The following is a 25,622-nucleotide window of genomic DNA, read 5'->3' as shown; positions in this document are numbered from 1 at the left end:
ACGGGCTCGGCGTTCCGTGCGTGGCACGCCCGGGAGCCCCCGGAGGTTCCGCTCCCCGGCCGCGACCACCCGTCGGGGCGACGCCGCCAGAACACCTGACCCACCGGCTCGACCGCCCGGCCGAACCCGGGGCCCGGCGCGGCGGACCTGATGGCGCCCCGGACCCTTCGTACGGCCACCAGCGTGCCACCCCGCCCGGCGCGCGCGCACCGCCCGTGCACCCGAACGGCCCCCTGGCGAACGGGGGTGGCTGGTATGACCGGACCTTTCCGCAGGAAGCGCGGCGCCTGCCCCGGCGCAGGCGCTCACGTCATGGCGTGCGGCATCCTCCTACGCGCCCCTCGTGTGCGCCCTGAGAGACCTCTGTGACGCACGTGGGGGACACGGCGGGACACGGCGGGGGCGTACGGGCGACGCGACGCGGGAGGCGGGGGCGTACGGGCGACGCGACGCGGGAGGCGGGGGCCGGGCGAGGCGGACCCGGCGGCGCGCGCGGGGGCACGCGGCCGTGTGCGGAGCGCGGTCGCAGGGGCCGGGAGCCCCGGCCCCCTCCCGCCCGGGGCCGTCGGCGCCCTCCGGCACAATGACGGCATGCGAGCAGTGGTGCAGCGAGTGAGCGAGGCCCGGGTGACCGTGGCCGGTGAGACCGTCGGCGCGATCGAGGGGCCCGGGCTCTGCGTCCTGGTCGGCGTCACCCACGACGACACCCCCGACAAGGCCGCCCAACTGGCCCGCAAGCTCTGGACGCTGCGGCTGCTGCCGGCGAACGAGGAGGGCGTCGAGCAGAGCTGCTCGGACCTCGGCGCCCCGCTCCTGGTGATCAGCCAGTTCACCCTCTACGGAGACGCCCGCAAGGGCCGTCGTCCCACCTGGAACGCCGCCGCCCCCGGCCCGGTCGCCGAACCGCTGGTGGACGAGGTGGTCGCCCGGCTGCGGGCGCTGGGCGCCAAGGTGGAGACGGGCCGGTTCGGCGCCGACATGCAGGTGGCGCTGGTGAACGACGGCCCGTTCACCGTCCTCGTCGAGGTCTGAGCGTCCCGGCCGGGCACGGATCCGGGCGCGGGCCCGACCGGACCGGCCCGGCGCCCGGCGCGGCCTACTGCGGGACGATCACGTCCTGGGTGCCCGGCACCGTCCCGGCCAGCAGCACCGCGTCCACCGGGACGTTCCGCTTGACGATCGCCAGCGCGATCGGCCCCAGCTCGTGGTGCCGGGCCGAGGAGGTCACGAAGCCGAGCGCCCGGCCGTCCGGGTCGGTGGCCAGCCGCACCTCGGTGCCGTGCGGGGGCAGCGACTCCTCGGTGCCGTCCAGGTGCAGGAAGACCAGCCGGCGCGGCGGGCGGCCCAGGTTGTGCACCCGGGCGACGGTCTCCTGGCCGCGGTAGCAGCCCTTCTGCAGGTGCACGGCGGTGCGCAGCCAGTCCACCTCGTGCGGGATGGTCCGGTGGTCGGTCTCGAAGCCGAGCCGGGGCCGGTGGCCCTCGATCCGCAGCGCCTCGTAGGCCCAGATCCCGGCGGCCGGGCCGTATCCGGAGGTGAGCTTCTCCAGGTCGGCGCGTGGCACGAACAGGTCGCGCCCGTAAGGGAGTTCGCGGACGGCGGCGACGCCCTCGACGGAGGCGGCGGAGCCGGCCGGCAGGTGGACCACGGCGTATTCGGCGGTCGCGTCGGCGACCTCCACCCGGTAGAAGAACTTCATGCTCTCCAGGTAGGCGACCAGCGCGCCCTGGGTGCCCGGCTCGACGTGCGCCCAGGTGGTGGTGCCGTCGTCCACCAGGTAGAGGGCGTGCTCGACGTGCCCGTTCGGGGAGAGCACCAGTGCCTCGGCCGCCTGCTGCGGCGCCAGTTCGCTGACGTGCTGGGTGAGCAGCAGGTGCAGCCAGGAGAGGCGGTCCGCGCCGGTGACGGTGACGACCCCGCGGTGCGAGAGGTCGACGAAGCCGGTGCCCCGCGCGAGGTTGCGTTGCTCGCGGAAGATGTCGCCGTAGTGGGCGGCGACGCCCTCGTCGGCCCCCTCGGCGGGGACGGCTCCGGGCAGGGCAAGCAGCGGGCTCTTCACACCGGTCATACCGGCCAGCTTACGGCCGGTCCCCGGCGAGCTTGGCGGTGCAGTCGGCACAGCGGCCGAAGATGGCGAAGTGCTTGAGGTCGGTGTCGAAGCCGTGCTGCGCGCGCAGGCTGTCGATCAGCGGCTGGGCGATCTCGGTGTCGGTCTCGGTGACCTTCTCGCAGTCCCGGCAGACCAGGTGCAGGTGGTGGTGGCGGCCGGCCAGGTGGTAGGTCGGGGCACCGTGGCCGAGGTGGGCGTGCGAGACCAGGCCCAGTTCCTCCAGCAGCTCCAGGGTCCGGTAGACGGTGGAGATGTTGATGCCGCTGGCGGTCCGCCGGACGTGACAGAGGATGTCGTCCGGGGTGGCGTGGTCGAGGGCGTCGACGGCCTCCAGCACGAGCTGCCGCTGCGGGGTGAGGCGGTAGCCGCGCTCGCGCAGGTCGGTCTTCCAGTCGCCGGAGAGCTGCCAGTCGGTGGTGCCGGTGTCCGCCACGGTGCTGTCCCTGCCAAGGTCGGGGGTCCTGATGCAAGTGTAGGGACCGGCCGCGGGCCGGTCCCTACCTCGTGCACGACTGTGCCGTCACACGGGTCGTGCCTACTTGAAGAAGGCGATGCCGTCGTCCGGCAGGTCGTTGATGTCCTTGATCAGCTGGGCCGGGCTGAGCACCTTCTTCAGCTGCGCGGACATGTACGGGCGCAGCGGCACGTTCGGCGCGGCCTTCTCGCCGACCCAGAGCAGCTCGCTGTTGACGAAGCCGTACAGACGCTTGCCGCCCGAGTACTCCGGCGAGCCCTCGATCCGGGCCACGGCGTCGGTGGAGACGTCGACCTGGGGCTTGCCGTCGGCCAGCTCGCCGTACCAGATCTCGACGGTGCCGTCGTCACGGACGGAGGAGATCTCGATCCCCCGGGCGCCGCTGGTGCCGTCGTGGTTGCTCGTGATGCGCCAGAACGCGTGCTCGTTCTCCAGCGGGCGGACCTTCTCGCCCTCGTTGTCCAGCACCCAGGTGCGGGAGCGGAACTCCAGGAAGGGGCGGCCGTCGTGCCGGATCACGATCTCCTGGCCGAAGTTGCACTTCTCCGCGCCGGGGCCCCCTTCACCCGGCAGAGGGGCGTAGACGCCCGCGCCCTCCCAGGTGCCGAGGAGGAAGGCGAGCGGGACGACGTCCTTGTGGAGGTCGGAAGGGATCTCGATCATGTTCCTGGTCGCTGTCGTCGTCGGTGTGGGGCTGCCTCAACCGTACGGCAGGCTCAGCGCTGGCCCTGGTACAGCTTCATCACCGAGAAGATGGCGAACCAGGTGATCAGCACGGCCATGAGGGCCAGCAGACCGTCGAAGAACATTTCCAGACCGGACACGGGGGGCTCCCAGGCGGCGACAGTGTGGTGGATTTTGCTGCGCTCACTCTATCCGTCGGGCCACGGCCGGTCGCGGTGAGCCCCACCACGTCGCGGTTCCGCGCCGGTGCTACCACGCCGCTCAAGCTTTGCCCGCGGGTTCCGGGGATGACGGACGGCGGGGGTGGCGGGCGCTCTAAGGTGTCGCCATGTCGAAGAAACTGGTCATCAAGGTCACCGCAGGTGCGGACGCGCCGGAGCGGTGCTCGCAGGCGTTCACGGTGGCGGCGGTGGCCGTCGCCAGTGGGATCGAGGTCTCGCTCTGGCTGACCGGCGAGTCCTCCTGGTTCGCGCTGCCGGGCCGGGCGGCGGAGTTCGAACTGCCGCACGCGGCACCGCTGCCGGACCTGTTGGAGTCGATCCGGGCGGCCGGCTCGGTGACGCTGTGCACCCAGTGCGCGGCCCGGCGCGGGATCGAGCAGAAGGACACCGTCGAGGGCGTCCGGATCGCGGGCGCGCAGGTCTTCGTCAGCGAGATCATGGCGGACGGCGTCCAGGCCCTCGTGTACTGACGGGCGCCGCCGAACCCTGATGTGCGCCGACGGCTACGGACGCTGCTCGTGGTCGGGGTGGTCCCGGTCGTGGCCGGGATCCTCCCACTTCGGGTCGTCCCAGCGCGGGTCGTTCCACCAGTCGTCGTCCGGGTCCCGCTTGTTGGCGAACACCGCGGCGGCCGGCGGGATCACCATCGCGACCACGCACATGCCGATCGCCGCGCCGACCGAGAAGAACCGCACCACGCCCCAGGCCATGACGAACAGGCCCAGGCACACGCCCATCATGGCGAAGTAGTAGCGACGCCGCCGCCTTGCCTGCACTCCTCCACGGTACGGCCGAGGGCCCCTGCACGGCAGGGGCCCTCGGAGTGTCGTCCGCACTCGGGTGGCCGCGCACCGGTCCGCGCGCGGCAGTCCGCACGCTCCGGTCCACGCGCTCCGGTCTACGCGCTCCGGTCGGGAGGCGGTCAGACCGCGATCGCGACCTCGACGGCGGCGCCCTGGGAGGCCACCACCTGACGGTCCACGGTCTGGCCCGGCACCAGCGCCCGCAGGGTCCACTTGCCCGGGCGGGCGAAGAACCGGAACTGGCCGGTCGCCGAGGTGGGCACCTCGGCCGTGAACTCTCCGCCCTCGTCCAGCAGCCGGACGTAGCCGTTGACCGGCTCACCGTCGCGGGTCACCGAACCCTGGATGATCGTCTCGTTCGCCACGTCAACTCCTGCCAGGTCCGGGCCGCCGGCCTTCGCACCGCACATGTCTGTTTCCCTTCTGACTTACGGGTCGAGCCGGAGGCTCAGTTGCTGCCGAGCTCGATCGGCACGCCGACCAGGCTGCCGTACTCGGTCCACGAGCCGTCGTAGTTCTTGACGTTCTCCTGGCCGAGCAGCTCGTGCAGCACGAACCAGGTGAGCGCGGAGCGCTCGCCGATGCGGCAGTAGGCGATGGTGTCCGTCGCCAGGTCGACGCCCTCGGCCTCGTACAGCGCCTTGAGCTCGTCGTCGCTCTTGAAGGTGCCGTCGTCGTTGGCGTTCTTGGCCCACGGGATGTTGCGGGCGCTCGGCACGTGGCCGGGGCGCTGCGACTGCTCCTGCGGGAGGTGGGCCGGGGCGAGCAGCTTGCCGGAGAACTCGTCGGGCGAGCGGACGTCGACCAGGTTCAGGGTGCCGATGGCGGCGATCACGTCGTCGCGGAAGGCGCGGATCGACGAGTCGGCGGGCTGCGCCGCGTACTCGGTGGCCGGGCGGGCCGGCACCTCGGAGACCAGGTCGCGGGAGTCCAGCTCCCACTTCTTGCGGCCGCCGTCCAGCAGGCGGACGTCGCCGTGGCCGTACAGCTTGAAGTACCAGTAGGCGTACGAGGCGAACCAGTTGTTGTTGCCGCCGTACAGGACGACGGTGTCGTCGTTGGCGATGCCCTTGGCGCTGAGCAGTGCCTCGAAGCCGGCCTGGTCGATGAAGTCGCGGCGGACCGGGTCCTGGAGGTCCTGCTTCCAGTCGATCCGGACGGCGTTGCGGATGTGGTTCTTCTCGTAGGCGGAGGTGTCCTCGTCGACCTCGACGATGACGACCTTCGGGTCGTCCAGGTGGGCCTGGACCCAGTCGGCGTCGACCAGGACGTCGCTGCGGCTCATGGTGGGTTCTCCATCCGAGGGCGGTTTGCGGAAGGTGCTGCTCAGGGGGGTACTGCAGGAGCGCCCGGCGGGTACGGTCCGAATCCCTGTCCGAATACTGGGACAACGCGGGTGGACCGGTGCGGCGGGGCAGGAGACTGCGGAGTACATCGGCGCCGGCCCGCGACTGCGGCCGGGAACGGTCACCGGGGAGATCGGCGGCGGGCTTCAACTGCCCTGCCGGGATGCCGAGTCAGCGCATTCGACACAGACAGGCGGCCACGCGGCACAGGTCTACCGCCCGCCGCTTCGTGAGGTCCGTCTGTCGCTTCATGCCGACGATGCTAGGGACACCGACGGCCCGCTGTCATCAGCGTATCGAATATTGAGATCAAAACATCCACATTGCAAGATTTGGCCTTCGTCCGACCCGTCGGGCCCGGCCCGGCCGCCCCTCAGCGGCACGCAACGGGCGGAAACACCACCGCTCCGCGGTCCGCGCTGGACAGCGCGTCTCGCGGAGCGGAACGTTTCGGCGGTATGAAGATCACGGATTCGGAGACCCGACGGACCTTGGACTCCCGGCCCCCGGCCCTCCCGGACCCTCGGCGGGACGACGGGCAGCAGGACGACGACGGCGGGATCAGCCCAGGAGCTTGACGCCCTTGCCGTCGAAGGTCAGCTGGAGACCCTCCGGCAGCGGCGCCACGCCGTCCTTGTCGCCGTCCTTGGCGGCCAGCTTCAACCCGGCCGGCAGCGTGTCCAGCGTGAAGCTCATCGGCTCGATCTGCTGGTTGGCCATCCCGGCGACCATCCCCGCCAGGGAAGTCAGCCGGAAGCCGTCCACCGTCACGGTGTTCCCGTCGTTGTGCACGGTGCCCTCGCCGATCGCGATCGGCCCCAGCGAGGCCTTGACCTTGCCCGGGCCGCCGTACGACAGGCTCAGCCGGGTGGTGCTGCCCACCGGCAGCTTGGCGCCGTGCAGCAGCTGTGAGGCCGGCGGCAGCAGCTGCGCGAGATCCGGGTACGAGATCACGCCACTGCCGGTGCCGTTGTCCACCGTGGCGCTGTTCATGCTGTCGCTCACCTTGACGCCGGCAAGCTTCGCCTTGAACGAGTGCAGCGCCACCTGGTGGCTGCCGTCACCGACGGTGAGGCCGTCGGCGGATATCCGGACGTCGTCCAGCTTCATCGACAGCACCTGGGTGAGGAACGGGAAGCCCTCGATCGAGACGTCCGGCCGCTGGCTCATCCGGCCGCTCTGCACGATCCGGTCGGCGGCCTCGTCCTCGGCCACGCCGACCGCGATCCGGTCGGCGCCCACCAGGAGGCCGGAGAGCACCACCAGGCCGATCGTGGCCTTCAGCCATCCGCGCATCGTGTCCCCCGTCGTCGCCGGTCGCTGTGGTCGTTCACAGGTCGTTCGCAGGTCGTTCGTCGCCGTCGTCCACCGGCCCGTGGCGACCGCCGGACGCGGCCGCTCCGCACGACGGTACGACGTCCCGCCCCGGAGCATGGTTCCGGGACGGGACGTCGGTGGGAAGGGCGCTCCCCTGCGCCGGGAGGATCAGGCCAACAGATCGGTGGCGATCCAGATCAGCGGCGCGGCCACCGCCAGCGGCAGCGCCACGCCCGCCGTCATGTGCACGAACCGGGACGGGAAGTCGTACGCGGCGACCCGGCGGCCGACCAGCGCCCCCAGCCCGGCGAGCGCGCCCAGCGCCACCGGAGCACCCACCAGCAGGCCCAGCGCCACGGCTGCGGCCAGGCCCAGGACCGGGCCCAGCTGCTTCGGGCCGGGCAGCGGCGCCGCGGCCAGCAGCGTGGCCAGCGCGACCGCACCCACCCCGGCCGGCACCCAGTCGGCCAGCAGCAGCGAGGTGCACAGCGCCGTCACCACGGTGGCCGAACCCAGCACCGTCAGGGCGTAGAACCGCTCCTTCGGGTCCGACGGACGGAACGTCTGCAGCACCAGGACCAGCAGGAAGAACCCGCCCAGCGTGCCCACCACGGCCGCCACGCCGCCGTCGGAGTCCGCCAGCAGCACCGCCACGTCCGCGGTGAGCCCGGCCAGCGCGGCGAGCAGGATGCCCTGGCGGGCCGGCCACATGCCGTTCAGCCGGAACCAGCCGGCCGCCGTCAGCAGCTGCAGCAGCGCGACCACCAAGGCCAGCGCCACCTGTCCGAGCGCCGCACCGCCGGCCAGCAGCGCGGCCGCACCGGCCGTGATCAGGGCCGGCTGCAGGCCCGGGTCGATGATCGGCGAACCGGTCCGGCCGCGCGGACCGGCGGACGGCACGGGCTGCGCCGGGACGGCCGCGAACGGCGGCACGGCCGGGGCACCCACCGCCCCGCCCGGTCCGGGCCCGCCGGGGGCGGGCGGGCGCTTGAGCGTCATGGTCGGCGGATCGAAGGCCTCCGCCGTCTGCTGCGCGGCAACGGGCTGCGGCTCGGCAGGCGGCGTCTGGGCCGGGGCCGCGTGCCGGGCCCGGGACCGGGCCGGCGCCTGCTGCGGTGCCTGCGGATGCTGCGGCTGCGGTGCCTGCGGGTGTTGCGGCTGCGGCTGCCAAGGCTGAGCCGGAGGCTGGTGCTGGTGCTGGTGCTGGTGCTGGGCCGGAGCCTGCCCCGGATGCCGGGGCGGCGCGGCGGGCATCGCACCGGAGACCACCACCGGCGGCAGCAGCGTGGTGGCCGCGGCGTCGTCCATCGGGGGCACCGGCGGCAGCAGCGTGGTCGCGGCCGCGTCGTCGAACGCCGGCACCGCCGGCAGCACCGCCGTCGCCTCCGCGTCCGCCGAATAGCCGTACGGCGGCGGCTGCTGCGGCGGGTACTGCGCGTGCTGGTGCTGCGCGTGCTGCTGCTGCGGGTGCTGCGGGTACCCCTGCGGGGCCTGGGACTGCTGCGGGGCCTGGGGCCGGGCGTGCTGCGGCTGGGCCTGCTGCGGGTCGGGCTGGGCCTGTCGGGGCCACTCGCCGTAGCCGCCGCGGTTCGGGTCGTTCATGTCCGTCACGCCGCTCAGCCTCCCGCGAACGGCGGGAGGATCTCGACCGTCCCGCCCTCGGTCAGGGCGACGGTCGTGTGGTCCCGGCCGCCCACCTGGGCGCCGTCGACCAGGTACGAGCTGTGCCCGAGCAGCCGGACGAGCTTCGGCTTGTCGGCGTGCCGCTCCTTGGCCGCCGCGAGCGCCTCCGCCAGGGTCGCCGCCTCGTACGGCTCCTCGGCCAGGCCGGCCTCGGACTTCGCCGCCGCCCAGTAGCGGATCGTGCCGCGCACCCGGGCGCCGCTCGCGGGCTCGGTGGTCGCGCCCATCAGGCCACCCCTTCTCGTCGTCCTCGCCCGGTCCCGGTGGCCCGGTCCGGCTCGCCACCGGGACGGCCGTCCGACCACCCGAACGATGGACCCGCGCAGCGCCGCCGATGTGCGTCCCATGATGGCGGGTCCGCCGCCACGACCGGCAACCGCCCTGGCCGCACGGGTGCGGAGCGGCGCTCGAAGCTGTGTCCAGGCTCACCCGGCGTACGCCCGAAATGGGGGAACCGCCGGATTCGAACACTCCCGGCGCGGGAGGAGGTCGGCTATTCTCGACCACCAAGAGGGATCCGGGCAGAGTCGCCCCCGGGTCCTTTTGTGCTTTCAGGACGCCAGTACGGACGTCCTTGCGATTCGTCGGTCCACCCCCGGCGGTCGCGGGGACCGCCCCGTCCGTCGCGGCACAACGACGTGCCGCGGCCGGCCGGGACGTCGCCACCCGGCACCGGGCCGCCGCCCGGGACCGGACCAGACCGGAGGGTTCGCGGTGATGAGCAGGGCAGAAACGGTGCGCCAGGGGTTGCGGGACCCCCGGCGGGTACGCCACCACGCCCTGCGCGCCGTCCGCTCCCCCGGTACGCCCCAGGCGCCCGTCCTCCTCTCCTCCCCCTCAGCACGTGCGCCATCCGGCTGTGGCGGCAGCCGCAACGCGACCGCGACGACCCGGAAAGGGGACCACCGGGTATGAGTTCTCTCCTCCTCCTCACCAACGCACTGCAACCGTCGGCCGAGGTACTGCCCGCCCTCGGCCTGCTGCTGCACAACGTCCGGGTGGCCCCCGCCGAGGGCTCGGCCCTGGTGGACACGCCCAGCGCGGACGTCATCCTGGTCGACGGCCGACGCGACCTGCCGCAGATCCGCAGCCTCTGCCAGCTGCTGCGCTCCACCGGCATCGGCTGCCCGCTGATCCTGGTGGTCACCGAGGGCGGCCTGGCCGCCGTCACCGCCGAGTGGGGCATCGACGACGTCCTTTTGGACACGTCCGGCCCGGCCGAGGTCGAGGCCCGGCTGCGGCTCGCGCTCGGCCGCCTCCAGATCGACACCGACGACAGCCCGATGGAGATCCGCAACGGCGACCTCTCGGTCGACGAGGCCACCTACTCCGCGAAGCTCAAGGGCCGGACGCTCGACCTCACCTTCAAGGAGTTCGAGCTGCTCAAGTACCTCGCCCAGCACCCCGGCCGGGTCTTCACCCGGGCCCAGCTGCTGCAGGAGGTCTGGGGCTACGACTACTTCGGCGGCACCCGGACGGTGGACGTCCACGTCCGGCGGCTGCGCGCCAAGCTCGGCGTGGAGAACGAGCAGCTGATCGGCACCGTCCGCAACGTCGGCTACCGCTTCGTCGTCCCGGAGAAGCCCGAGAAGGGCGAGCGCCCGGAGCCGGCACAGCACCCCGCCGGCCGCCTGGAGCCCTGACCGGCGGGCCGGGCGGGCCGTCCCCGCCCGGCTTGTCCGGTTCGTCCGGGCGGCCGCCCGCCGTCCGCCCGGAGGCGGCCCCCAGGTCCCACTGCCGCCCCGGAGGCCACACGCGTAGACTCCACTCGTGGCCAAAGTGACGCGCGACGATGTAGCCCGACTGGCTGGTACCTCGACCGCGGTCGTCAGCTACGTCATCAACAACGGGCCGCGCCCGGTCGCGCCCGCGACCCGGGAGAAGGTCCTCGCGGCGATCGAGCAGCTCGGCTACCGGCCGAACAGCGTCGCCCAGGCGATGGCCTCCCGCCGGACCAACCTGATCGGCATGGTCGTCCCGGACGCCCGCCAGCCCTTCTTCGCCGAGATGGCGCACGCCGTCGAACGGGCCGCCTCCGAGCGCGGCAAGCTCGTGCTGATCGGCAACTCCGACTACGTCGACGACCGCGAGGTCCACTACGTCCGCGCCTTCCTCGGCATGCGCGTCTCCGGCCTGATCCTGGTCAGCCAGGGCCCCTCGCAGCGCGCCGCCGAGGAGTTCGCCGCGATGGAGGGCGCCAAGGTCGTGCTGCTGCACCGCCGCCCCGAGGCGATCGACGACGTCGCGGTGGTCACCGACGACGTGGGCGGCGCCGAAGCCGTCGTGCGCCACCTGCTGGAGGTGCACGGGCACCCGTACGTCGCCTGCTTCGGCGGCCCGGTCGAGTCCCCCGCTCCCGGCGACCCGGTCATCGACCACGTCGAGGGCTGGCAGCGCGCCATGGACGCGCACGGCGTCCCCACCGAACCGCACCTGATCGACGCGCCCTTCCACCGCTACGGAGCGTACGAGGTCGCCCTCGGCGTGCTGCGCTCGCCGGACCGGCCGCGGGCGGTCTTCTGCTCCACCGACGACCAGGCCATCGGCGTGCTGCGGGCCGCCCGCGAGGTCGGCCTGCGCGTCCCCGAGGACCTCGCGGTGGCCGGCTTCGACGACGTGCCGGAGGCCGCGCTCGCCGACCCGCCGCTGACCACCGTCGCCTCCGACCGCGACGCGATGGCCCGGGCCGCCGTGGACCTGGTGCTGGACGACTCGCTGATGGTGCCCGGCTCGGACACCGAGCGGGTCCGCAAGTTCCCGTCCCGCCTGGTCATCCGCCGCTCCTGCGGCTGCGACGGCGCCGCGCCCGGCCGCCCCCAGCCGGAGTAGGCGGACACCGCCCGGCCGAGGAACGGACGGCCCGGGGCGCCAGCCGGGTGCACCGGCCGGGCGCACGGGCCGGAGCCACGGACGGGTGAGCGGAAACGGAAGCATGAACTCCGCTCCGCAGACCACCTGACCAGGCTTTATGAGAACCCAACGGGCTTCTGTCCGCCCTCTGAGCCGGTTCTCATCCAGTCCTCATCCACCGGGCGGAGCTTGGTCGGCATGAGCGAACAGCAGCGGCACCCCAGCGATCAGTACGGCACCCAGTACGGCGAGCCGTACGGCAGCCGGCGCGACGAGCAGTACGGCCCCCACGAGCCCCGGGTGATCGAGGGCACCGTACTCGGCAGCGGCGCGGGCAGCACCGGCCCCGCCGGGTACGCCTACCGCGAGGACCACTCCGGCGGCGGCTTCGACGGACCGCCCCCTCCCCCGCCCATGCCGCCCGAGCCGCCCACCGTCCTCGGCCCCGGCTCCCCCGATGACGGCGACGGCCGCGGCAACCGGGCCCGGCGCGGTCTGCTGCGCGGCCGGCTCGCCCTGGTGACCGCCGTCGCCGCGGTCGCCGCCGTCATCGGCGGCGTCACCGGCGGGGTCGTCGCCGCCGACCGGCAGGCCGGGGACACCCGGGTCAGCACCGTCGCCAGCCCGGTCGCCGCCCGCAGCGACGGCAGCGCCAACGTCCCGGCCATCGCCGCCGCCGTCTCGCCCAGCGTCGTCCAGATCACCGTCAAGAACGGCAACGGCACCGCCACCGGCACCGGCGTCGTCCTGGACAAGGACGGCCGGATCCTCACCAACTACCACGTGATCGACACCGCGGCCGACGGCGGCCGCATCACCGTCACCTTCAAGGACGGCTCCACCGCCCAGGCCACCGTCACCGGCACCGACAAGTCCCTCGACATCGCCGTGATCACCGCCACCGGCGCCCGGAACCTCACCCCCGCCGTCCTCGGCGACTCCTCCTCCGTGGCCGTCGGCGACCCGGTCGTCGCCATCGGCAACCCCGACGGCCTCACCGGCACCGTCACCTCCGGCATCATCAGCGCCGAGAACCGCGACGTCACCGTCCAGCTCGACGAGGGCAGCACCAGCGGCAACGGCGGCTTCGGCTTCCCCAGCCTGCCCGGCCTGCGCGGCACCCAGCCCCAGTCGAACAGCGGCAGCACCACCACCTACAAGGCCTTCCAGACCGACGCCGCCCTCAACCCCGGCAACTCCGGCGGCCCGCTGATCAACGCCAACGGCCAGGTCATCGGCATCAACTCGGCGATGTACGCGCCGAGCGGCGCCAGCTCCACCGCCGGCGGCGGCACGGCCGGCAGCGTCGGCCTCGGCTTCGCCATCCCGATCGACAACATCAAGCAGGTCCTGCCGAAACTCGAAGCCGGCCAGAACCTGTAGGCCAGAACGTCCAGGGCACCGCCCGCACGACGGACAATGCTCCCAGCAGGCCCTCCACCCGACGAGAAAGGGCAGCCGCCCATGACCCCGTCCGCCGACGACCGCACCCCCGCCGAGCCCGGCCACCCCGCCGCGCGGCTCCTCGTGGTCGACGACGAACCCGCCCTCCGGGACGCCCTGGAGAGCAGCCTCGCCTTCGAGGGCTACGAGGTCGCCACCGCCACCGACGGCTACGAAGCACTGGAGTCCGTCGAACGCGACCGGCCCGACCTCGTCCTGCTGGACATCATGATGCCCCGGATGGACGGCCTCACCGCCGTCCGCCGGATGCGCTCCCGCGGCGACACCGTCCCGGTCCTGATGCTCACCGCCCGCGACGCCGTCGGCGACCGCGTCACCGGCCTCGACGTCGGCGCCGACGACTACCTCGCCAAGCCGTTCGAACTCGACGAACTGCTCGCCCGCGTCCGCGCCCTGCTGCGCCGCAACGCCCTCGCCGCCGAGGCCGCCGCCCGCGCCGCCGCCGAGGACGAGAGCGAGGTGCTCGCCTTCGCCGACCTGCGGATGAACACCGCCACCCGCGAGGTCACCCGGGCCGGCAAGCCGATCGAACTCACCCGCACCGAGTTCATGCTGCTGGAGATGTTCCTCTCCCATCCCCGCCAGGTCCTCACCCGCGAACAGATCCTCAAAGCGGTCTGGGGCTTCGACTTCGAGCCGTCGTCCAACTCCCTGGACGTGTACGTGATGTACCTGCGCCGCAAGACCGAGCAGGGCGGCATGCCCCGCCTGATCCAGACCGTGCGCGGCGTCGGCTACGCCCTGCGCCCGGCAGCCGGCGCCGGCGCGTGAGCAACATCCCGCCTCCCCCGCTCTCCCCGCCGCGCACCCCCGCCCGGCGCCGGCGCCTGGTCCACTGGCTCCGCTCCCGCTCCCTGCGCAGCCGCCTCACCTTCCTGAGCGCGGCAGCCGTCGCGGTGGCCATCGCACTGTCAGCCCTGGCGTGCTGGTTCATCGCCCGGGAACGCATGTACGGAGTCGTCCGCAGCGACCTCCAGAGCGTGAGCGTCCCCCTCCGGCTGCCGAACCCGCCCGACTGCGCAGCGAGCCCGCAGGCGGCCCTCAAGAACGTTCAGAACAACCCCCGCCAGCCCCCGGTCGGCGGCTTCGCTCCTCGCGACACCCAGTACGTCCTGATCAGCCCGACCGGCAACACCCTGGTCTGTCTGCCTCCGAACGCCACCAAGGCCATCTTCACCCAGGAGGACGACACCAAGGCGCTGCAGCTGCGGCCGGGGCAGTCGATCATCCGGGACGGCCACTACACCAACGGCACCCCGGCCATGGTCCGCGTGACCGCCGTGGGCTCGGACATCTCCGGGTATTCGGCGGCCCTGGTGATGGTGGCCGGTTCCACCCAGGCCGTCGAGGAATCCCTCCAGGGCCTCGCCATCCTCCTCGGCTCCGTGTCCGTCGGCGGCATCCTCCTCGCCGCCCTCGCCGGCCGGCTGGTCGCCCGTTCCGCCCTCAAACCCGTCGACCAGCTCACCGACGCCGTCGAGCACATCGCCCGGACCGAGGAGGTCGGCACGACGATCCCCGTCCACGGGCACGACGAGATCGCCCGCCTCTCGACCTCCTTCAACTCGATGAGCACCGCCCTCTCCAACTCGCGCGAGCGGCAGACCCGGCTGATCGCCGACGCGGGCCACGAGCTGCGGACGCCGCTCACCTCGCTGCGCACCAACGTCGACCTGCTGATCCGCAGCAACGACACCGGGCGCCCGCTCCCGCCGGCCACCAAGACCAAGCTGCTGGGCAACATGAAGGCGCAGATGCAGGAGCTCACGGTCCTGATCGGCGACCTGCTGCAGCTCTCCCGGCCCGATTCCCCCAAGGCGGGCCCGAACCTCACCGTCGTCGCGCTGCACGAGATCGCCGGGCGGGCGGTCGAGCGGGCGAAGCTGCGCGGTCCGGGGCTGGTCTTCGAGACGAGCACCGAGCCCTGGTACGTGCACGGCGACGCGGCCGGGCTGGAGCGGGCGGTGATCAACCTGCTGGACAACGCGGTCAAGTACAGCCCACCGGGCGGGGCCATCGACGTCCGGCTGCAGCAGGGCGTGCTGACGGTCCGCGACCACGGACCGGGTATCCCGCCCGACGAACTCCAGTACGTGTTCGACCGGTTCTGGCGCTCGCCGTCCTCGCGTCAGCTGCCCGGTTCGGGCCTGGGGCTGTCGATCGTCGCGCAGAGCGTCCGGGAGGCTGGCGGCGAGGTGACGCTCGGCCCGGCCGCGGACGGCGGTCCGGGTGCGCTGGCCACCGTCCGGCTGCCCGGCGGACCCGCGCCCGAATGACGGGGTGCAGAACAGGACGGGCGGGGCGCCCCGACAGCGCCCCGCCCGTCCCCGGGGCCTCAGGGCCCCAGCCGGCTCACGGTCAGTCGATGTCGCTGCCCGGGCCGATGACCTTGATCCGGTCCTGCGCCGGGGCCTGCAGCGGCGCGCCGGCCGAGCTGTGGGCACCGAGGTAGGCCGTGAAGACGTCCAGGTCGGAGGCGCCGACGAGCTTGTCGGTGCCGGCCGCGAAGGCCGGGAAGCCGTCGCCGCCGCCGGCCAGGAACTCGTTGGCCGCGACGCGGTACTTGGCGGCCGGGTCGACCGGCGCGCCGTTCAGCCTGATCGAGTCCGTGAGCACCCGGTCCGCGCCGGTCTTGCGCATGTCCAGGGTGTAGTGCAGGTTCGACGACACCTGGAGGACCTTGGGCGCGGCGTCGTTGGAGCCGCTCACCTGCTGCTGGAGCAGCTGGACGAGCTGGGCACCGGTCAGCGTCTTGACCTGCATCATGTTGGTGAACGGCTGGACGGTGAACGCCTCGCCGTAGGTCACGACGCCGTCGCCCTCGCTGCCGGAGGCCTTGTAGACCAGGTCGGAGCGGATGCCGCCGGGGTTCATGAAGGCGACCTGCGCACCGCCCTTGTCGGCCGGGGCGAGCCCCGCGAGCTGCGCGTCGGCGATCACGTCACCGAGGGGCTTCTCCAGGTCGCTGCTGCCGCGGCCGTTGATGTCCGCGCCGATCCAGCCGATCGGACGGTTGGCGATCGGGGCGGCCAGCTTCTGGTAGTGGTCGACCAGCGCCGTCATGTCGGGCGCCTTCTCGACCGTGCGGCGCACGACGTGGTTCTCGGCCTTGACCGAGGGGCGCACGATCTCGCCGGTGGTCTTGTCGAGCTTCATGTCGATCTGGGTGAAGAGCCGGCCGAAGGAGGCGGCACTGGTCACCGAGCGCGGAACGCCGTTGGGGTCGGGGATGCTGCAGGCGTACGCGTTGTGGGTGTGGCCGGTGACGATGGCGCCGACCGCCGGGTCGATCTTCTTCGCGATGTCGACGATCGGGCCGGAGATGCCCTGGCCGGCCGCGCCGCAGTCGTAGTTGTAGACGCTGCTGGCCGGGTAGCCGCCCTCGTGGATCAGCGCGACGATCGAGTTGACGCCCTTGGCCTTGAGCTCGGCGGCGTACTTGTTGATCGTGGTGACCTCGTTGGAGAACTTCAGGCCCTTGACGCCCTCGGCGGTCACGATGTTCGGCGTGCCCTCCAGGGTGACGCCGATGAAGCCGACCTTCACGCCCTGGGACTTGGTGATCCAGTACGGGGCGAGCAGCGGCTTGCCGGTCTTCTCGTCGGTGACGTTCGCCGACAGGTAGTTGAAGTTGGCGCCCTTGAAGGTGCGGCCGGGCTCGTAACAGCCGTCGGTCGGGTGGCAGCCGCCCTCCTGCATGCGCAGCAGTTCCTGCGCACCCTCGTCGAACTCGTGGTTGCCCACGGAGGTGACGTCCAGGCCGAGCTTGTCCATCGCCTCGATGGTCGGCTCGTCGTGGAAGAGCGCGGAGGTGAGCGGGCTGGCGCCGACGATGTCGCCGGCCGCGACGGTGATCGAGTCGTCGGCCGGGATCCGGGCCTTGCGCAGCTCGGTGGCCAGGTACTCGATGCCGCCGGCCGGGGTGGAGACCTCCTTGCCGGTGGCCGGGTCGATCTCCTTGACGGTCCCGGAGGAGCCGGCCGGGGGCTCCAGGTTGCCGTGGAAGTCGTTGATCGCCAGCAGCTGGAGGTTGACGGTCTTGTGACGCTTGGCGTTGGCGTCGGCGGCCTGGGCGGCCGTCGGCACGAGCACCGTGCCGAGCAGACCTGCGGCGGCGACTACGGCGAGCGCCGTCCGTCGGGATCTGACGGTGAGCATGAGGGGTCCCCTGCACCTCGGAGGAGCACCGGCTGTGGACAGCAGCGGCGTACGGGCATGTGTTGCGCCTGTGAAGCCTAGGGTCAACGCGCGTAGCTGTCAGGACGTGGAACGTAACGAGAGGATTACCTACTGACGAACCGTCGCGGTCCGCCGGGTGCGGAGACTGCGGAGGAGTCGCCCTCAGACCCCCGGCTCGGCCGCCAAGTACCGTTCCGCGCGCACCCGTTCGGCCACCGCGTCCTCGGTCATCGCACGGTCGGTGTACACCAGCGGCCGCTCGGTCTCGGTGATGATGTGTTTGACCACCTGGACGTTGCCGTTGACGTCCCAGACCGCGATGCCCGGCGAAAGTGTGGGAATGATCTCCACCGCCCACCGCGGCAGGCCCAGCACCCGGCCGGTGGCCCGCGCCTCCTCGGCCTTCTGCATGTAGATCGTCCTGGTGGAGGCCATCTTCAGGATCGCCGACGCCTCCTTGGCCGCCGCGCCGTCCACCACGTCCGACAGGTGGTGCACCACCGCGACGAAGGACAGCCCGAGCCGGCGGCCGAACTTCAGCAGCCGCTGGAACAGCTGGGCCACGAAGGGGCTGTTGATGATGTGCCAGGCCTCCTCGACCAGGAAGATGCGCTTCTTCCGGTCCGGCCGGATCCAGGTGTGCTCCAGCCACACCCCGACGATCGCCATCAGGATCGGCATCGCGATCGAGTTGCGGTCGATGTGCGAGAGGTCGAAGACGATCAGCGGCGCGTCCAGGTCGATGCCCTCGGTGGTCGACCCGTCGAACATGCCGCGCAGGTCACCGTCGACCAGCCGGTCCAGCACCAGCGCCACGTCCAGGCCCCAGGACTGCACCTCGTCCACGGCCACGCCCAGCGACTCCACCGAGGACAGGTCGGGGTTGCGCAGGGTGTCGATGATGTCGTCCAGCACCGGCTGGCGGCCCGTCACCGTGGCCACCACGTGGGCGTGCGCGGCCTTCAGCGCGAAGCCGGCCCGCTCCTCCAGACCGCGCCCCATCGCCACCTCGATGATGGTGCGCAGCAGCGACAGCTGACCCGTCTGGGTGATCGCCGGGTCCAGCGGGTTGAGCTTGACCCCGCCGTCCCGGGCGGCCATCGGGTCCAGCCGGATCGACTTTATGCCCAGCGCCTCGGCGATCAGGTTCCACTCGCCGACACCGTCCTCGCCCTGCGCGTCGAGCACCACGATCTGCCGGTCACGGAACCTCAACTGTCGCAGTACGTAGGTCTTCTCCAACGCCGACTTGCCGTTGCCGGACTCCCCGAGCACCAGCCAGTGCGGGGCGGGCAGCTGCTGCCCGTACAACTGGAAGGGGTCGTACACGTACCCCTTGCCGCTGTACACCTCTCGGCCGATGATCACGCCCGAGTCGCCCAGCCCCGGTGCGGCGGTGGGCAGGTAGACCGCCTGCGCCTGGCCGGTGGAGGTGCGCACCGGCAGGCGGGTGGTCTCCACCTTGCCGAACATCAGGCTGGTGAAGGCCTCGGTGAGGTTGCCGAGCGCCATGGGCGGCCTCCTGACGGGTCAGCGGTGGACGGGACGGACGAACGGACGACGGGACCGTATGGGCGTGCTCAGCGGCGGATGCCGGTGGCGAACGGAAGGGTGTTGACGAAGGCCCGGTGGTGCTCGCGGTCGCACCACTCCAGCTTGAGGTAGCTCTTGCCGGCCGAGGCCCGGATGGTCCGCTTGTCGCGGGCCAGGGCGTCGGGGTTGCGCGAGGAGACCGTGATGTAGCCGACCAGGTTCACGCCGGCCGCGCCGGAGGCCAGGTCGTCACCCCGCTGGTCCACCCGGCCGGTGTGGGCCAGGTCGCGCGGGTCGACCGTCCGGTTCATCTTGGCGGCGCGGCTGGCCTCCGCCTCGTCATTGGTCTTCTCGGTCAGCATCCGCTCGATCGCGACGTCGGTGGGCTCCAGGTCCATCGTCACCGCGACCGTCCGGATCACGTCCGGCGTGTGCACCAGCAGCGGCGCCAGGAAGTTGACGCCCACCGGGGTGAGCGGCCACTCCTTGATCCACGCGGTGGCGTGGCACCACGGCTCCCGGGTCACCGACTCCCGGGTCTTCGCCTGCAGGTACTGCGGGTCGGTCGCGTCCAGCTCGGCCGGCCAGGCGTTGCGCCTGGACATCGCCTGGATGTGGTCGATCGGGTGGTCCGGGTCGTACATCGAGTGCAGCAGCGAGGAGAGCCGGGCCTGGCCCAGCGGCTGGCGCACCCGGATGTCCGCCTCGGCCAGCCGGGCGCAGATGTCGGTCAGCTCGCGCGCCATCACGGCCGCCAGCCCCTCGTCGTCCCGGGCCCGCCGGCCGGTCGCCGTCCGGCCCATCGCGTGCGCCTCGGCGGCCAGGTCCCGGGTGTAGTGCATGCAGGCCACCAGGTACGCCCGGTGCTGCTCCGACGACGTCGACACCATCGACTGCAGCTGGTCGTACGAGTCCTGCAGCCAGCGCGGCGCGTCACGGTCCCCGCGGCGCTCCACGTCCTTGGCGTGCGCGTCCGGGTCGGCCGGCAGGGTCCGGGCGAGGATCTGCAGCCGGGTCACGAACCCGTCCCCGTTGGCGACGTGCTTCAGCAGCGTGCCGAACCGGTCGACCAGCGCCTCCTGGTCCTCCGAGTCGCGCAACCCCACGCCCGGGCCCTCGATCTCGATCGCGGCCGTCACCGTCCGCCGCTCCAGGTGCATCAGCACCCCGACCTCGTCCGGCCCGAACGGCGCGGTCAGCCAGCGCAGCCGCCCCACTCCGGGCGGCGGACCGACCTCCACCTCCCGGCCGTCCAGCCGGGTGCCGGCGTCCATCACGTCCGAACGCCACACCGCCCGCCCGCTGCGGACCGTCCGGCGGTAGGTGCGGTTGATCTCCACCCACTTGTAGAACGTCCGCTTGCGGTACGGCACGTACACCGCCGCGATCGCGAGCAGCGGCAGACCGACCAGACCGCCGATCCGCAGCGGCAGGACCGGCATCAGCAGGCCCCAGAGCATCCCGAGGAACGCCCCGAAGATGATCAGCAGGATCTCGCCGGACTCCCGGTTCCGGCCGATCGGCGCGTTCGGGCGGGCCTTGCCGATCAGGTAGGTGCGGCGCTGGTGCACGTACGGCTGGGCGTAATGGGCGCCGTACTGGCCGAGCGGTTCGCTGCTCACTTACCCGTCACCCTCCCTTCGCTGGATTGCTTTCGCGGATCGGAACCGGGGTGGCCTGCGGCGGCCCGGCCTGCGGCGGCGGGGCCGGCGTCCGGCCGGCGTGGGCGGCGATGCCCGGCGCGACCGAGCCGCCGCCCGCACCACCGCCGCCACGCGCACCACCGGCCTGCCCACCGCGGTCGCCGTGGGTGGTGATGCCCTGCTTCATCATGTTCGCGGTGCCGTTGATCATCGCCGAACCCGCCTGCACCGCGTTGGCCCTGGCCTGGCGCATGTTCAGGATCTCGTCGCCGAAGCCCGGCACGAAACGGTAGATCGCGGCACTGGCGAAGATCGACAGGAACAGGATCGACAGCCCCGACAGCACCCGAGCAAAGTCGTCACCGGCCCCGGCCCCGGTCGCCACCGCGCCCGCCAGCCCCAGGATCACCACGATGATCGGCTTCGCCAGGTCCACCGCCAGCATCACCCCGGCCCACCGGCGCACGTGCTTCCACAGCTGTTTGTCCACCAGCCCCGCGTACACCGCCGTCCCCAGCAGCGCACCCACGTACAGCATCGCCGCCCGGATCAACAGCTCGATCCAGAGCACCGCCGCCGCCAGCACCGCCACCAGCGACACCAGCACCAGGATCAGCGGACCGCCACCGACGTTCCCCTTCTCCAGCGTGTCCGCGAACCCGCCCAGGTACGACCCGGTGTCCGTCTTCGTCCCCACCGCGATCGTCTTGGTCAGCCCGTCCGTCACGCTCACCACGGTGTACAGGATCAACGGCGTGAACGCCGACGCCACCACCGTCAGCCACAGGAAGCCGATCGCCTCCGAGAACGCCGTCGTCAACGGCGCCCCCCGCACCGCCCGCTTCGTCACCGCCAACAGCCACAGCACCAGCGTGATCACCGTCGACACCGCGAACACCACGGCGTACTGCTGCAGGAACGACGCATTGGTGAAGTCCACCTGCGTCGTCCCGTCGATCGCCCCCGACAGGTTCCGCACCACCCACGCCGCCGCCTGCGCACAACTCTTCGCCAACGACCCGAGCGGATCCGTCACAGTGCCGACGGTGCCCGCCCCGGGGAGCGAGCCACCGCCGGGTTTGTCGACACAGAGGATGCCGTTCCCGGAGATCGGCAGGTCAGGACAGTTGGCGTTGGGGGTGCCGCTCGGTGCCGGTGTCGGATCTGCGAACACCCGCTGGGCGGCCAGCAGCGCCGTCACCTGCAGGGTGACCAGCGCACCGGCCAGTGTGCCCGCGCGGCGTGCGGTGGATCGGTACGAGGTCTGGTCAACGGGCATAGCGGAACCCCCCGAACTGCTGGACGGCGCCGGTGATCTCCTCGGCGGTTGCGGCCTGCTGGTCTCCGGGCATCGGCGCGGGGCCCTGCCTGCTGGTGAAGTCGGTGAGCTTCCAGTCGCCGCCCGTCCAGTGCAGCGAGAGCGTGAGGGTGAACCAGTTGGTGGTCACCGGTTGGACGGAGCGTTCGCCGGCGAGGCCGGTGAGGCCGGTGCACCACACCTCGACCTTGGCGTCACTGTCGGTGTAGCCGGTCTGCTTGGTGCCGACCGGGACGGTGCGGCTGACGAAGGTGAGGCCCTTGGGTGCGTGGCCCTGGGCGTCGAGGCCGTAGCGGGCGACGGTGTCGCCGCCGAACCCCTGGTCCAGGCGGCTCTGCAGGGTCGGTGTCGCGGCCGGGTCGGCGATGGTGGCGACGATCGTGTGGCGGCTGTCGGTGCGGAACATGTCCGCGGAGCCGATCGCCACGGCGTAGTTGGCCGCTGCGGACTGGGCGCCCTGGTCGCTGTGCGGGAAGCCGGACGCGATGCCGTTGACGGTGGTGCCGACGGGCTGGTCGCCGCTGGGGGCGGGGCCGGCGCCGGAGGGCGCGCTGGGGGCGGCGTGGTCGACGGAGCCGCTGCCGGTGCCGCCACTGCCGGGGGTGGGCTTGCCGCGGTTGGCGATGGCGATGGCCACGACGAGGAGGGTGACCACCACGAGGACGGTCAGCAGGGTCCGGAGCGGGCGGGACTGACGGAGGCTCGGCTGCTGGGAGGACTGTTCGCCGACCGGTAGCCGCGTACGGGTGTGCGGCTGGTCGTCGGACAACGGCACGGCGGCCCTCCTGGTGCGGGGAGCCGGGGGCGGCTCCGGGGGCCCTCCACCCGGGGGCGGGCGCGGACGGAGGGTGGGAACGGGGGTGAAATCGTGGCGGGCCGGCCGCTGGAGGGGGTCCGGGCGGGGACCTGGCCTCGGACGGGCCGGACTACTGCTGTCCGATCGTCAGATCGCCATGCCGTAGACAATGGTGAACAGAGTGCCGAGTGATCCGATGATGAACACGCCGGTCAGTCCGGCGACGATCAGTCCCTTGCCCTGTTCGGCTCCGAAGCTGTCCCGCATGGCGGTTGCACCGATCCGCTGCTTGGCAGCGCCCCAGACGGCGAGGCCGAGGCAGACGAGGATGGCGACGGCCATGATGACCTCGACCATCACCCGGGCCTCCGACCCGAGGCTGGCGAACGGCCCCCAGTCCGGGGCGATGCCGCCGATGATGGTGTCGATATTCGGCTTCTTGGGAGGGTCATCGGCCAGGTGGCCGACCGCATATGTGTGCACGCTGCTCAGGTTCATTTCCATCTCACCGCCCGATCAGGCAAATTCAAGGGCCCGGACCCCGCCCGCGCGAAGGGTCGGTGCCTATTCTTGGCCAGATCTGATGTCGACTTGGCTACTTCTCGCGGATTGGTCGTGAGGCATCGGACACGTACGCGAGGATGTCCACCGTACGAAGGATAGCGCTCACTCCTTGTATCTCTGATGATTGCGGTGAGCAACGCCTTCCGGGACACTTCGACTGACGGATCGTCGGGATGGTGCTGATGGTACTCCGGAAGGCCGGTACGGCCGCCGCCGCTGCGGGAGTTGTTGCGTTCGGGTTCATCGGGCTGGTGACGATGGGGACTTATGCGGCGAGCGGGACGCCGCAGCAGTCGGTGAATCGTTCCGCCCTCTCCCCCGGGACCGTCCCCGCGGCGTACCAGGACGCGGTCCAGAAGTGGGGCGCGCTGTGCCCGGAGATCTCTCCGCCGATGCTCGCGGCGCAGCTGTACCAGGAAAGCGGATTCGACCCGAAGGCCCGCTCCGGTGTCGGGGCGCAGGGAATGGCGCAGTTCATGCCGGGCACCTGGGCGACGTACGGGACGGACGCGAACGGGGACGGCCGCAAGGACGTCTGGGACCCGTACGACGCGATCGCCTCGGCGGCGGTCTACGACTGCGCGCTGGCCAAGGACGTCTCGGGCGTCCCGGGCGACCCGCAGGCCAACATGCTGGCCGCCTACAACGCCGGCCCGTACGCGGTGACGAGCAACCGGGGCATCCCGCCGTACAAGGAGACCCAGGGGTACGTGCGGAGCATCCAGGCGATGGCCCGCAGCTTCACCGCGCCGACCGCGCCGCTGGAGGTGTCCGCGCAGTCGGCGGCGGCGATCTACTTCGCGCAGACCAAGCTCGGCACCCCGTACCTGTGGGGCGGCGAGGGCCTGCCGTCGCAGAACGGACGGTTCGACTGCTCGGGCCTGACCCAGGCCGCGTACGCGAGTGTGGGCATCACCCTGCCCCGGGTGGCCAACGACCAGTGGTACGCGGGGCCGCACCCGTCGCGCGATCAGTTGCGGCCGGGCGACCTGGTGTTCTTCGCGACGGACCTGAGCGATCCGCGGAGCATCCACCACGTCGGGATCTACGTCGGCGGCGGGTACATGATCAACGCGCCGCACACCGGTGCGGTGATCCGCTACGACAAGATCGACACCAAGGAGTACATCGGCGCGACCCGGGTCACCTCGGACGGCGCCCAGGCGCTGCCGAGCCGGAACAACGACGGTTCGGTCAACGCCCCGAGCCGCCCCGGGTCGACGACGACGAGCCCCGCCGGCGGCCAGGGCGGCACTCAGGGCGGCGCGCAGGCCGCGGCCCAGGGCAGCGCCCCGGCAGCGCCCGTCCGGCCCGCGGTGGCGGCCCCGCCCGCGCCGACCGGGCCGGCACCTGCGGGGGCCCGCCGGTAGCACCGGGGCCGCGGACGGGACGGACGGGACGGACGGGACGGACGGGACCTGTGTGCGCGGTGTGGACGCTGAGTCAAGTTTCGATAACCGCGCGTTTCCGTGGAACGCTGTGTCCCGGAAATGACGTTTCTTCCGGTGGCCCCTCGTCAGCGCCCCGCGCCGGGCGGGCCCCGGCGGGAACGTCCAGGTACAGCTGAGCAGAAGGAGGTGCGGCGTGTCGACGCCGCTTGCCGACACGACCAACCCCGACCTCGGCCTGCTCTACGCCGTCAACGGCCTGGCCAAGCGCTCCCCGCAGTGGCTGGACCACCTGGTCTCGTGGATCGGCGAGTACGGCATCCTGATCGGGCTGGCCGCGCTCGGGCTGGTGGCCTGGCTGCAGGCCAGGCGTCGCCCGGACGCGCCGGTGGCGATCGCCGGGCTGCTCTGGGTGCCGCTCTCGGTGGCCGTCGCCGAGCTGGCCAATCTGCCGATCGCCGCGATCGTGGACCGCCCGCGCCCGTTCGTCGACCACCCCGGACTGCTGGTGCTGGTGGACGGCAAGGCCGGCACGCACTCCTTCGTCAGCGACCACTCGACGATGACGATGGGCGTCGCGGTGGCGCTGTTCCTGGTGAACCGGAAGCTCGGCTGGATCGCCGGCGGGCTGGCCCTGTTGCAGGGCTTCTGCCGGATGTTCATGGGGGTGCACTACCCGACCGACGTGATCGGGGGCTTCGCACTCGCCGTCGCCGTGGTGCTGCTGCTGGCGCCGATCGCGATGGCGGTGCTGGTCCCGTTCTGCCACGCGCTGACCCGGACGGCCGTCGCCCCGCTGATCCGGGCGCCGGAGCGCGGCGGCGCGGCCCGCGGCGGGGCCGGCCCGCGCTCGCGCCGGCGCGGCCGCGGAGCGGTGCGGGCCGAGGAGCAGCCGCCGGAGTCCGACCTCGCGGCCTGACCCGCTGCCCGCCGGACGGCGCGAGGCCGCCGGCCCGGCGGCCCGGTGCGGTCAGTCCGGCTGGACGCCGCTGTCGGCGAGGTGGTCGGCCCCCTCGCGGCGGGCCAGGTCCCGGGAGCGGCGGGCCGGGGAGTACCAGCCGCAGCTGCAGGTCGCGAAGGCGAAGGAGCCGCGCTCGCTGATCACGAGGCGGTGCTCGGGCATCCGGGTGCCGGGCGCGGCCGACAGCTCACTGTGCACGTGGTTCACCGTAACGCGCCGGAGGCCCGGTGCGCGACGCCCGCGGGACGGCGGGCACCCGTAACCCTTTGCGCCCCAACTCGTTTGCC

Annotated in this window: 26 protein-coding genes; 9 read left to right on the top strand and 17 right to left on the bottom strand. The window is 72.3% G+C overall.

What is annotated here, in order from left to right; genetic code table 11:
- Positions 1–591 precede the first annotated feature (591 nt).
- Positions 592–1,032 carry a D-aminoacyl-tRNA deacylase gene (dtd, locus tag AB0D10_RS36340; protein WP_360264052.1) on the top strand — a complete coding sequence of 147 codons (441 nt, stop codon included), beginning with the start codon at positions 592–594 and terminating at the stop codon, positions 1,030–1,032.
- Positions 1,033–1,096: 64 nt separating this feature from the next.
- Here the strand turns inward: dtd and AB0D10_RS36335 are convergent, their stop codons facing one another.
- The 3 genes from AB0D10_RS36335 to AB0D10_RS36325 form a co-directional block, all read right to left on the bottom strand.
- The gene (locus AB0D10_RS36335) at positions 1,097–2,059 is read right to left on the bottom strand and encodes a folate-binding protein (protein ID WP_360264122.1); all 963 of its coding nucleotides are present in this window, start codon (positions 2,057–2,059) and stop codon (positions 1,097–1,099) included.
- A 19-nt stretch (positions 2,060–2,078) separates the two neighbouring features.
- On the bottom strand, positions 2,079–2,543 hold the full coding sequence (locus AB0D10_RS36330) for a Fur family transcriptional regulator (RefSeq protein ID WP_360264050.1): 465 nt from the start codon (positions 2,541–2,543) through the stop codon (positions 2,079–2,081).
- Between the two features lie 102 nt (positions 2,544–2,645).
- The gene (locus AB0D10_RS36325) at positions 2,646–3,248 is read right to left on the bottom strand and encodes an FABP family protein (RefSeq protein ID WP_360264047.1); all 603 of its coding nucleotides are present in this window, start codon (positions 3,246–3,248) and stop codon (positions 2,646–2,648) included.
- A 349-nt stretch (positions 3,249–3,597) separates the two neighbouring features.
- Between AB0D10_RS36325 and AB0D10_RS36320 the strand changes: the two genes are divergently transcribed.
- Positions 3,598–3,960 (top strand): DsrE family protein, encoded by a 363-nt coding sequence (locus AB0D10_RS36320; protein ID WP_360264044.1) that lies wholly within the window; start codon positions 3,598–3,600, stop codon positions 3,958–3,960.
- A gap of 33 nt (positions 3,961–3,993) precedes the next feature.
- Here the strand turns inward: AB0D10_RS36320 and AB0D10_RS36315 are convergent, their stop codons facing one another.
- The 7 genes from AB0D10_RS36315 to AB0D10_RS36285 all read right to left on the bottom strand — a co-directional run bounded on the left by AB0D10_RS36315 (position 3,994) and on the right by AB0D10_RS36285 (position 8,866).
- Complete coding sequence (locus AB0D10_RS36315; RefSeq protein ID WP_360264041.1) at positions 3,994–4,266, bottom strand: DUF3099 domain-containing protein; 273 nt, start codon at positions 4,264–4,266, stop codon at positions 3,994–3,996.
- A gap of 146 nt (positions 4,267–4,412) precedes the next feature.
- Positions 4,413–4,703, bottom strand: a complete 291-nt coding sequence (locus tag AB0D10_RS36310; RefSeq protein WP_030244525.1) for a DUF1416 domain-containing protein — start codon at positions 4,701–4,703, stop codon at positions 4,413–4,415.
- A 38-nt stretch (positions 4,704–4,741) separates the two neighbouring features.
- Positions 4,742–5,578 carry a sulfurtransferase gene (locus AB0D10_RS36305; protein WP_360264038.1) on the bottom strand — a complete coding sequence of 279 codons (837 nt, stop codon included), beginning with the start codon at positions 5,576–5,578 and terminating at the stop codon, positions 4,742–4,744.
- A gap of 232 nt (positions 5,579–5,810) precedes the next feature.
- Positions 5,811–5,891 carry an Ms5788A family Cys-rich leader peptide gene (locus AB0D10_RS36300; protein ID WP_350517234.1) on the bottom strand — a complete coding sequence of 27 codons (81 nt, stop codon included), beginning with the start codon at positions 5,889–5,891 and terminating at the stop codon, positions 5,811–5,813.
- Between the two features lie 309 nt (positions 5,892–6,200).
- Positions 6,201–6,935 carry a DUF2993 domain-containing protein gene (locus AB0D10_RS36295; RefSeq protein ID WP_360264035.1) on the bottom strand — a complete coding sequence of 245 codons (735 nt, stop codon included), beginning with the start codon at positions 6,933–6,935 and terminating at the stop codon, positions 6,201–6,203.
- Between the two features lie 189 nt (positions 6,936–7,124).
- Positions 7,125–8,567: a hypothetical protein gene (locus tag AB0D10_RS36290; RefSeq protein ID WP_360264032.1), complete on the bottom strand. Its 1,443-nt coding sequence runs from the start codon at positions 8,565–8,567 to the stop codon at positions 7,125–7,127.
- A 5-nt stretch (positions 8,568–8,572) separates the two neighbouring features.
- Positions 8,573–8,866 carry a MoaD/ThiS family protein gene (locus tag AB0D10_RS36285; RefSeq protein WP_360264029.1) on the bottom strand — a complete coding sequence of 98 codons (294 nt, stop codon included), beginning with the start codon at positions 8,864–8,866 and terminating at the stop codon, positions 8,573–8,575.
- 684 nt (positions 8,867–9,550) lie between these two features.
- Between AB0D10_RS36285 and AB0D10_RS36280 the strand changes: the two genes are divergently transcribed.
- From AB0D10_RS36280 to AB0D10_RS36260, 5 genes are all read left to right on the top strand, one after another.
- Positions 9,551–10,282: a response regulator transcription factor gene (locus AB0D10_RS36280; protein WP_360264027.1), complete on the top strand. Its 732-nt coding sequence runs from the start codon at positions 9,551–9,553 to the stop codon at positions 10,280–10,282.
- Between the two features lie 127 nt (positions 10,283–10,409).
- Complete coding sequence (locus tag AB0D10_RS36275) at positions 10,410–11,468, top strand: LacI family DNA-binding transcriptional regulator (protein WP_360264024.1); 1,059 nt, start codon at positions 10,410–10,412, stop codon at positions 11,466–11,468.
- Positions 11,469–11,687: 219 nt separating this feature from the next.
- Positions 11,688–12,872 (top strand): trypsin-like peptidase domain-containing protein, encoded by a 1,185-nt coding sequence (locus AB0D10_RS36270; RefSeq protein WP_360264021.1) that lies wholly within the window; start codon positions 11,688–11,690, stop codon positions 12,870–12,872.
- 81 nt (positions 12,873–12,953) lie between these two features.
- Positions 12,954–13,724 carry a response regulator transcription factor gene (locus AB0D10_RS36265; protein ID WP_360264019.1) on the top strand — a complete coding sequence of 257 codons (771 nt, stop codon included), beginning with the start codon at positions 12,954–12,956 and terminating at the stop codon, positions 13,722–13,724.
- Positions 13,721–15,229, top strand: a complete 1,509-nt coding sequence (locus tag AB0D10_RS36260; RefSeq protein WP_360264016.1) for a HAMP domain-containing sensor histidine kinase — start codon at positions 13,721–13,723, stop codon at positions 15,227–15,229. Before AB0D10_RS36265 ends, AB0D10_RS36260 begins: the two co-directional genes overlap by 4 nt.
- Before the next feature lie 82 nt (positions 15,230–15,311).
- On the opposite strand, the gene AB0D10_RS36255 is transcribed toward AB0D10_RS36260, so the two are convergent.
- From AB0D10_RS36255 to AB0D10_RS36230, 6 genes are all read right to left on the bottom strand, one after another.
- Positions 15,312–17,111: a bifunctional metallophosphatase/5'-nucleotidase gene (locus tag AB0D10_RS36255; RefSeq protein ID WP_360264013.1), complete on the bottom strand. Its 1,800-nt coding sequence runs from the start codon at positions 17,109–17,111 to the stop codon at positions 15,312–15,314.
- A 183-nt stretch (positions 17,112–17,294) separates the two neighbouring features.
- Positions 17,295–18,644, bottom strand: coding sequence for an ATP-binding protein (locus AB0D10_RS36250; RefSeq protein ID WP_360264010.1), 1,350 nt, complete (start codon positions 18,642–18,644; stop codon positions 17,295–17,297).
- Between the two features lie 68 nt (positions 18,645–18,712).
- Positions 18,713–20,287: an SCO6880 family protein gene (locus AB0D10_RS36245; protein WP_360264007.1), complete on the bottom strand. Its 1,575-nt coding sequence runs from the start codon at positions 20,285–20,287 to the stop codon at positions 18,713–18,715.
- A 7-nt stretch (positions 20,288–20,294) separates the two neighbouring features.
- On the bottom strand, positions 20,295–21,509 hold the full coding sequence (locus AB0D10_RS36240; protein WP_360264005.1) for a hypothetical protein: 1,215 nt from the start codon (positions 21,507–21,509) through the stop codon (positions 20,295–20,297).
- A 67-nt stretch (positions 21,510–21,576) separates the two neighbouring features.
- Positions 21,577–22,401, bottom strand: coding sequence for a hypothetical protein (locus tag AB0D10_RS36235; RefSeq protein ID WP_360264002.1), 825 nt, complete (start codon positions 22,399–22,401; stop codon positions 21,577–21,579).
- 168 nt (positions 22,402–22,569) lie between these two features.
- Positions 22,570–22,920 (bottom strand): hypothetical protein, encoded by a 351-nt coding sequence (locus AB0D10_RS36230; protein ID WP_350525702.1) that lies wholly within the window; start codon positions 22,918–22,920, stop codon positions 22,570–22,572.
- 248 nt (positions 22,921–23,168) lie between these two features.
- Between AB0D10_RS36230 and AB0D10_RS36225 the strand changes: the two genes are divergently transcribed.
- Positions 23,169–24,356, top strand: coding sequence for a bifunctional lytic transglycosylase/C40 family peptidase (locus tag AB0D10_RS36225; protein ID WP_360264119.1), 1,188 nt, complete (start codon positions 23,169–23,171; stop codon positions 24,354–24,356).
- 214 nt (positions 24,357–24,570) lie between these two features.
- Positions 24,571–25,293, top strand: a complete 723-nt coding sequence (locus tag AB0D10_RS36220; protein ID WP_360263999.1) for a phosphatase PAP2 family protein — start codon at positions 24,571–24,573, stop codon at positions 25,291–25,293.
- A 51-nt stretch (positions 25,294–25,344) separates the two neighbouring features.
- Here AB0D10_RS36220 and AB0D10_RS36215 read toward each other — a convergent pair whose 3' ends face one another.
- Complete coding sequence (locus AB0D10_RS36215) at positions 25,345–25,533, bottom strand: hypothetical protein (RefSeq protein WP_360263996.1); 189 nt, start codon at positions 25,531–25,533, stop codon at positions 25,345–25,347.
- Positions 25,534–25,622 lie beyond the last annotated feature (89 nt).

Source organism: Kitasatospora sp. NPDC048545 (assembly GCF_040651155.1).
Classification (GTDB): domain Bacteria; phylum Actinomycetota; class Actinomycetes; order Streptomycetales; family Streptomycetaceae; genus Kitasatospora.
The sequence above is the reverse complement of the archived record's forward strand: the minus strand, read 5'-3'. Positions and strand labels throughout refer to the sequence as shown.

Excerpts from the sequence above, each read along its gene's own strand:
- AB0D10_RS36310 (WP_030244525.1), bottom strand. The coding sequence starts at position 4,703 with ATGTGCGGTGCGAAGGCCGGCGGCCCGGACCTGGCAGGAGTTGACGTG.
- AB0D10_RS36225 (WP_360264119.1), top strand. The coding sequence starts at position 23,169 with ATGGTACTCCGGAAGGCCGGTACGGCCGCCGCCGCTGCGGGAGTTGTT.
- AB0D10_RS36280 (WP_360264027.1), top strand. The coding sequence starts at position 9,551 with ATGAGTTCTCTCCTCCTCCTCACCAACGCACTGCAACCGTCGGCCGAG.
- AB0D10_RS36300 (WP_350517234.1), bottom strand. The coding sequence starts at position 5,891 with ATGAAGCGACAGACGGACCTCACGAAGCGGCGGGCGGTAGACCTGTGC.
- AB0D10_RS36265 (WP_360264019.1), top strand. The coding sequence starts at position 12,954 with ATGACCCCGTCCGCCGACGACCGCACCCCCGCCGAGCCCGGCCACCCC.
- AB0D10_RS36305 (WP_360264038.1), bottom strand. The coding sequence starts at position 5,578 with ATGAGCCGCAGCGACGTCCTGGTCGACGCCGACTGGGTCCAGGCCCAC.
- AB0D10_RS36295 (WP_360264035.1), bottom strand. The coding sequence starts at position 6,935 with ATGCGCGGATGGCTGAAGGCCACGATCGGCCTGGTGGTGCTCTCCGGC.
- AB0D10_RS36230 (WP_350525702.1), bottom strand. The coding sequence starts at position 22,920 with ATGAACCTGAGCAGCGTGCACACATATGCGGTCGGCCACCTGGCCGAT.
- AB0D10_RS36325 (WP_360264047.1), bottom strand. The coding sequence starts at position 3,248 with ATGATCGAGATCCCTTCCGACCTCCACAAGGACGTCGTCCCGCTCGCC.
- AB0D10_RS36250 (WP_360264010.1), bottom strand. The coding sequence starts at position 18,644 with ATGGCGCTCGGCAACCTCACCGAGGCCTTCACCAGCCTGATGTTCGGC.
- AB0D10_RS36285 (WP_360264029.1), bottom strand. The coding sequence starts at position 8,866 with ATGGGCGCGACCACCGAGCCCGCGAGCGGCGCCCGGGTGCGCGGCACG.
- AB0D10_RS36255 (WP_360264013.1), bottom strand. The coding sequence starts at position 17,111 with ATGCTCACCGTCAGATCCCGACGGACGGCGCTCGCCGTAGTCGCCGCC.
- AB0D10_RS36320 (WP_360264044.1), top strand. The coding sequence starts at position 3,598 with ATGTCGAAGAAACTGGTCATCAAGGTCACCGCAGGTGCGGACGCGCCG.
- dtd (WP_360264052.1), top strand. The coding sequence starts at position 592 with ATGCGAGCAGTGGTGCAGCGAGTGAGCGAGGCCCGGGTGACCGTGGCC.
- AB0D10_RS36270 (WP_360264021.1), top strand. The coding sequence starts at position 11,688 with ATGAGCGAACAGCAGCGGCACCCCAGCGATCAGTACGGCACCCAGTAC.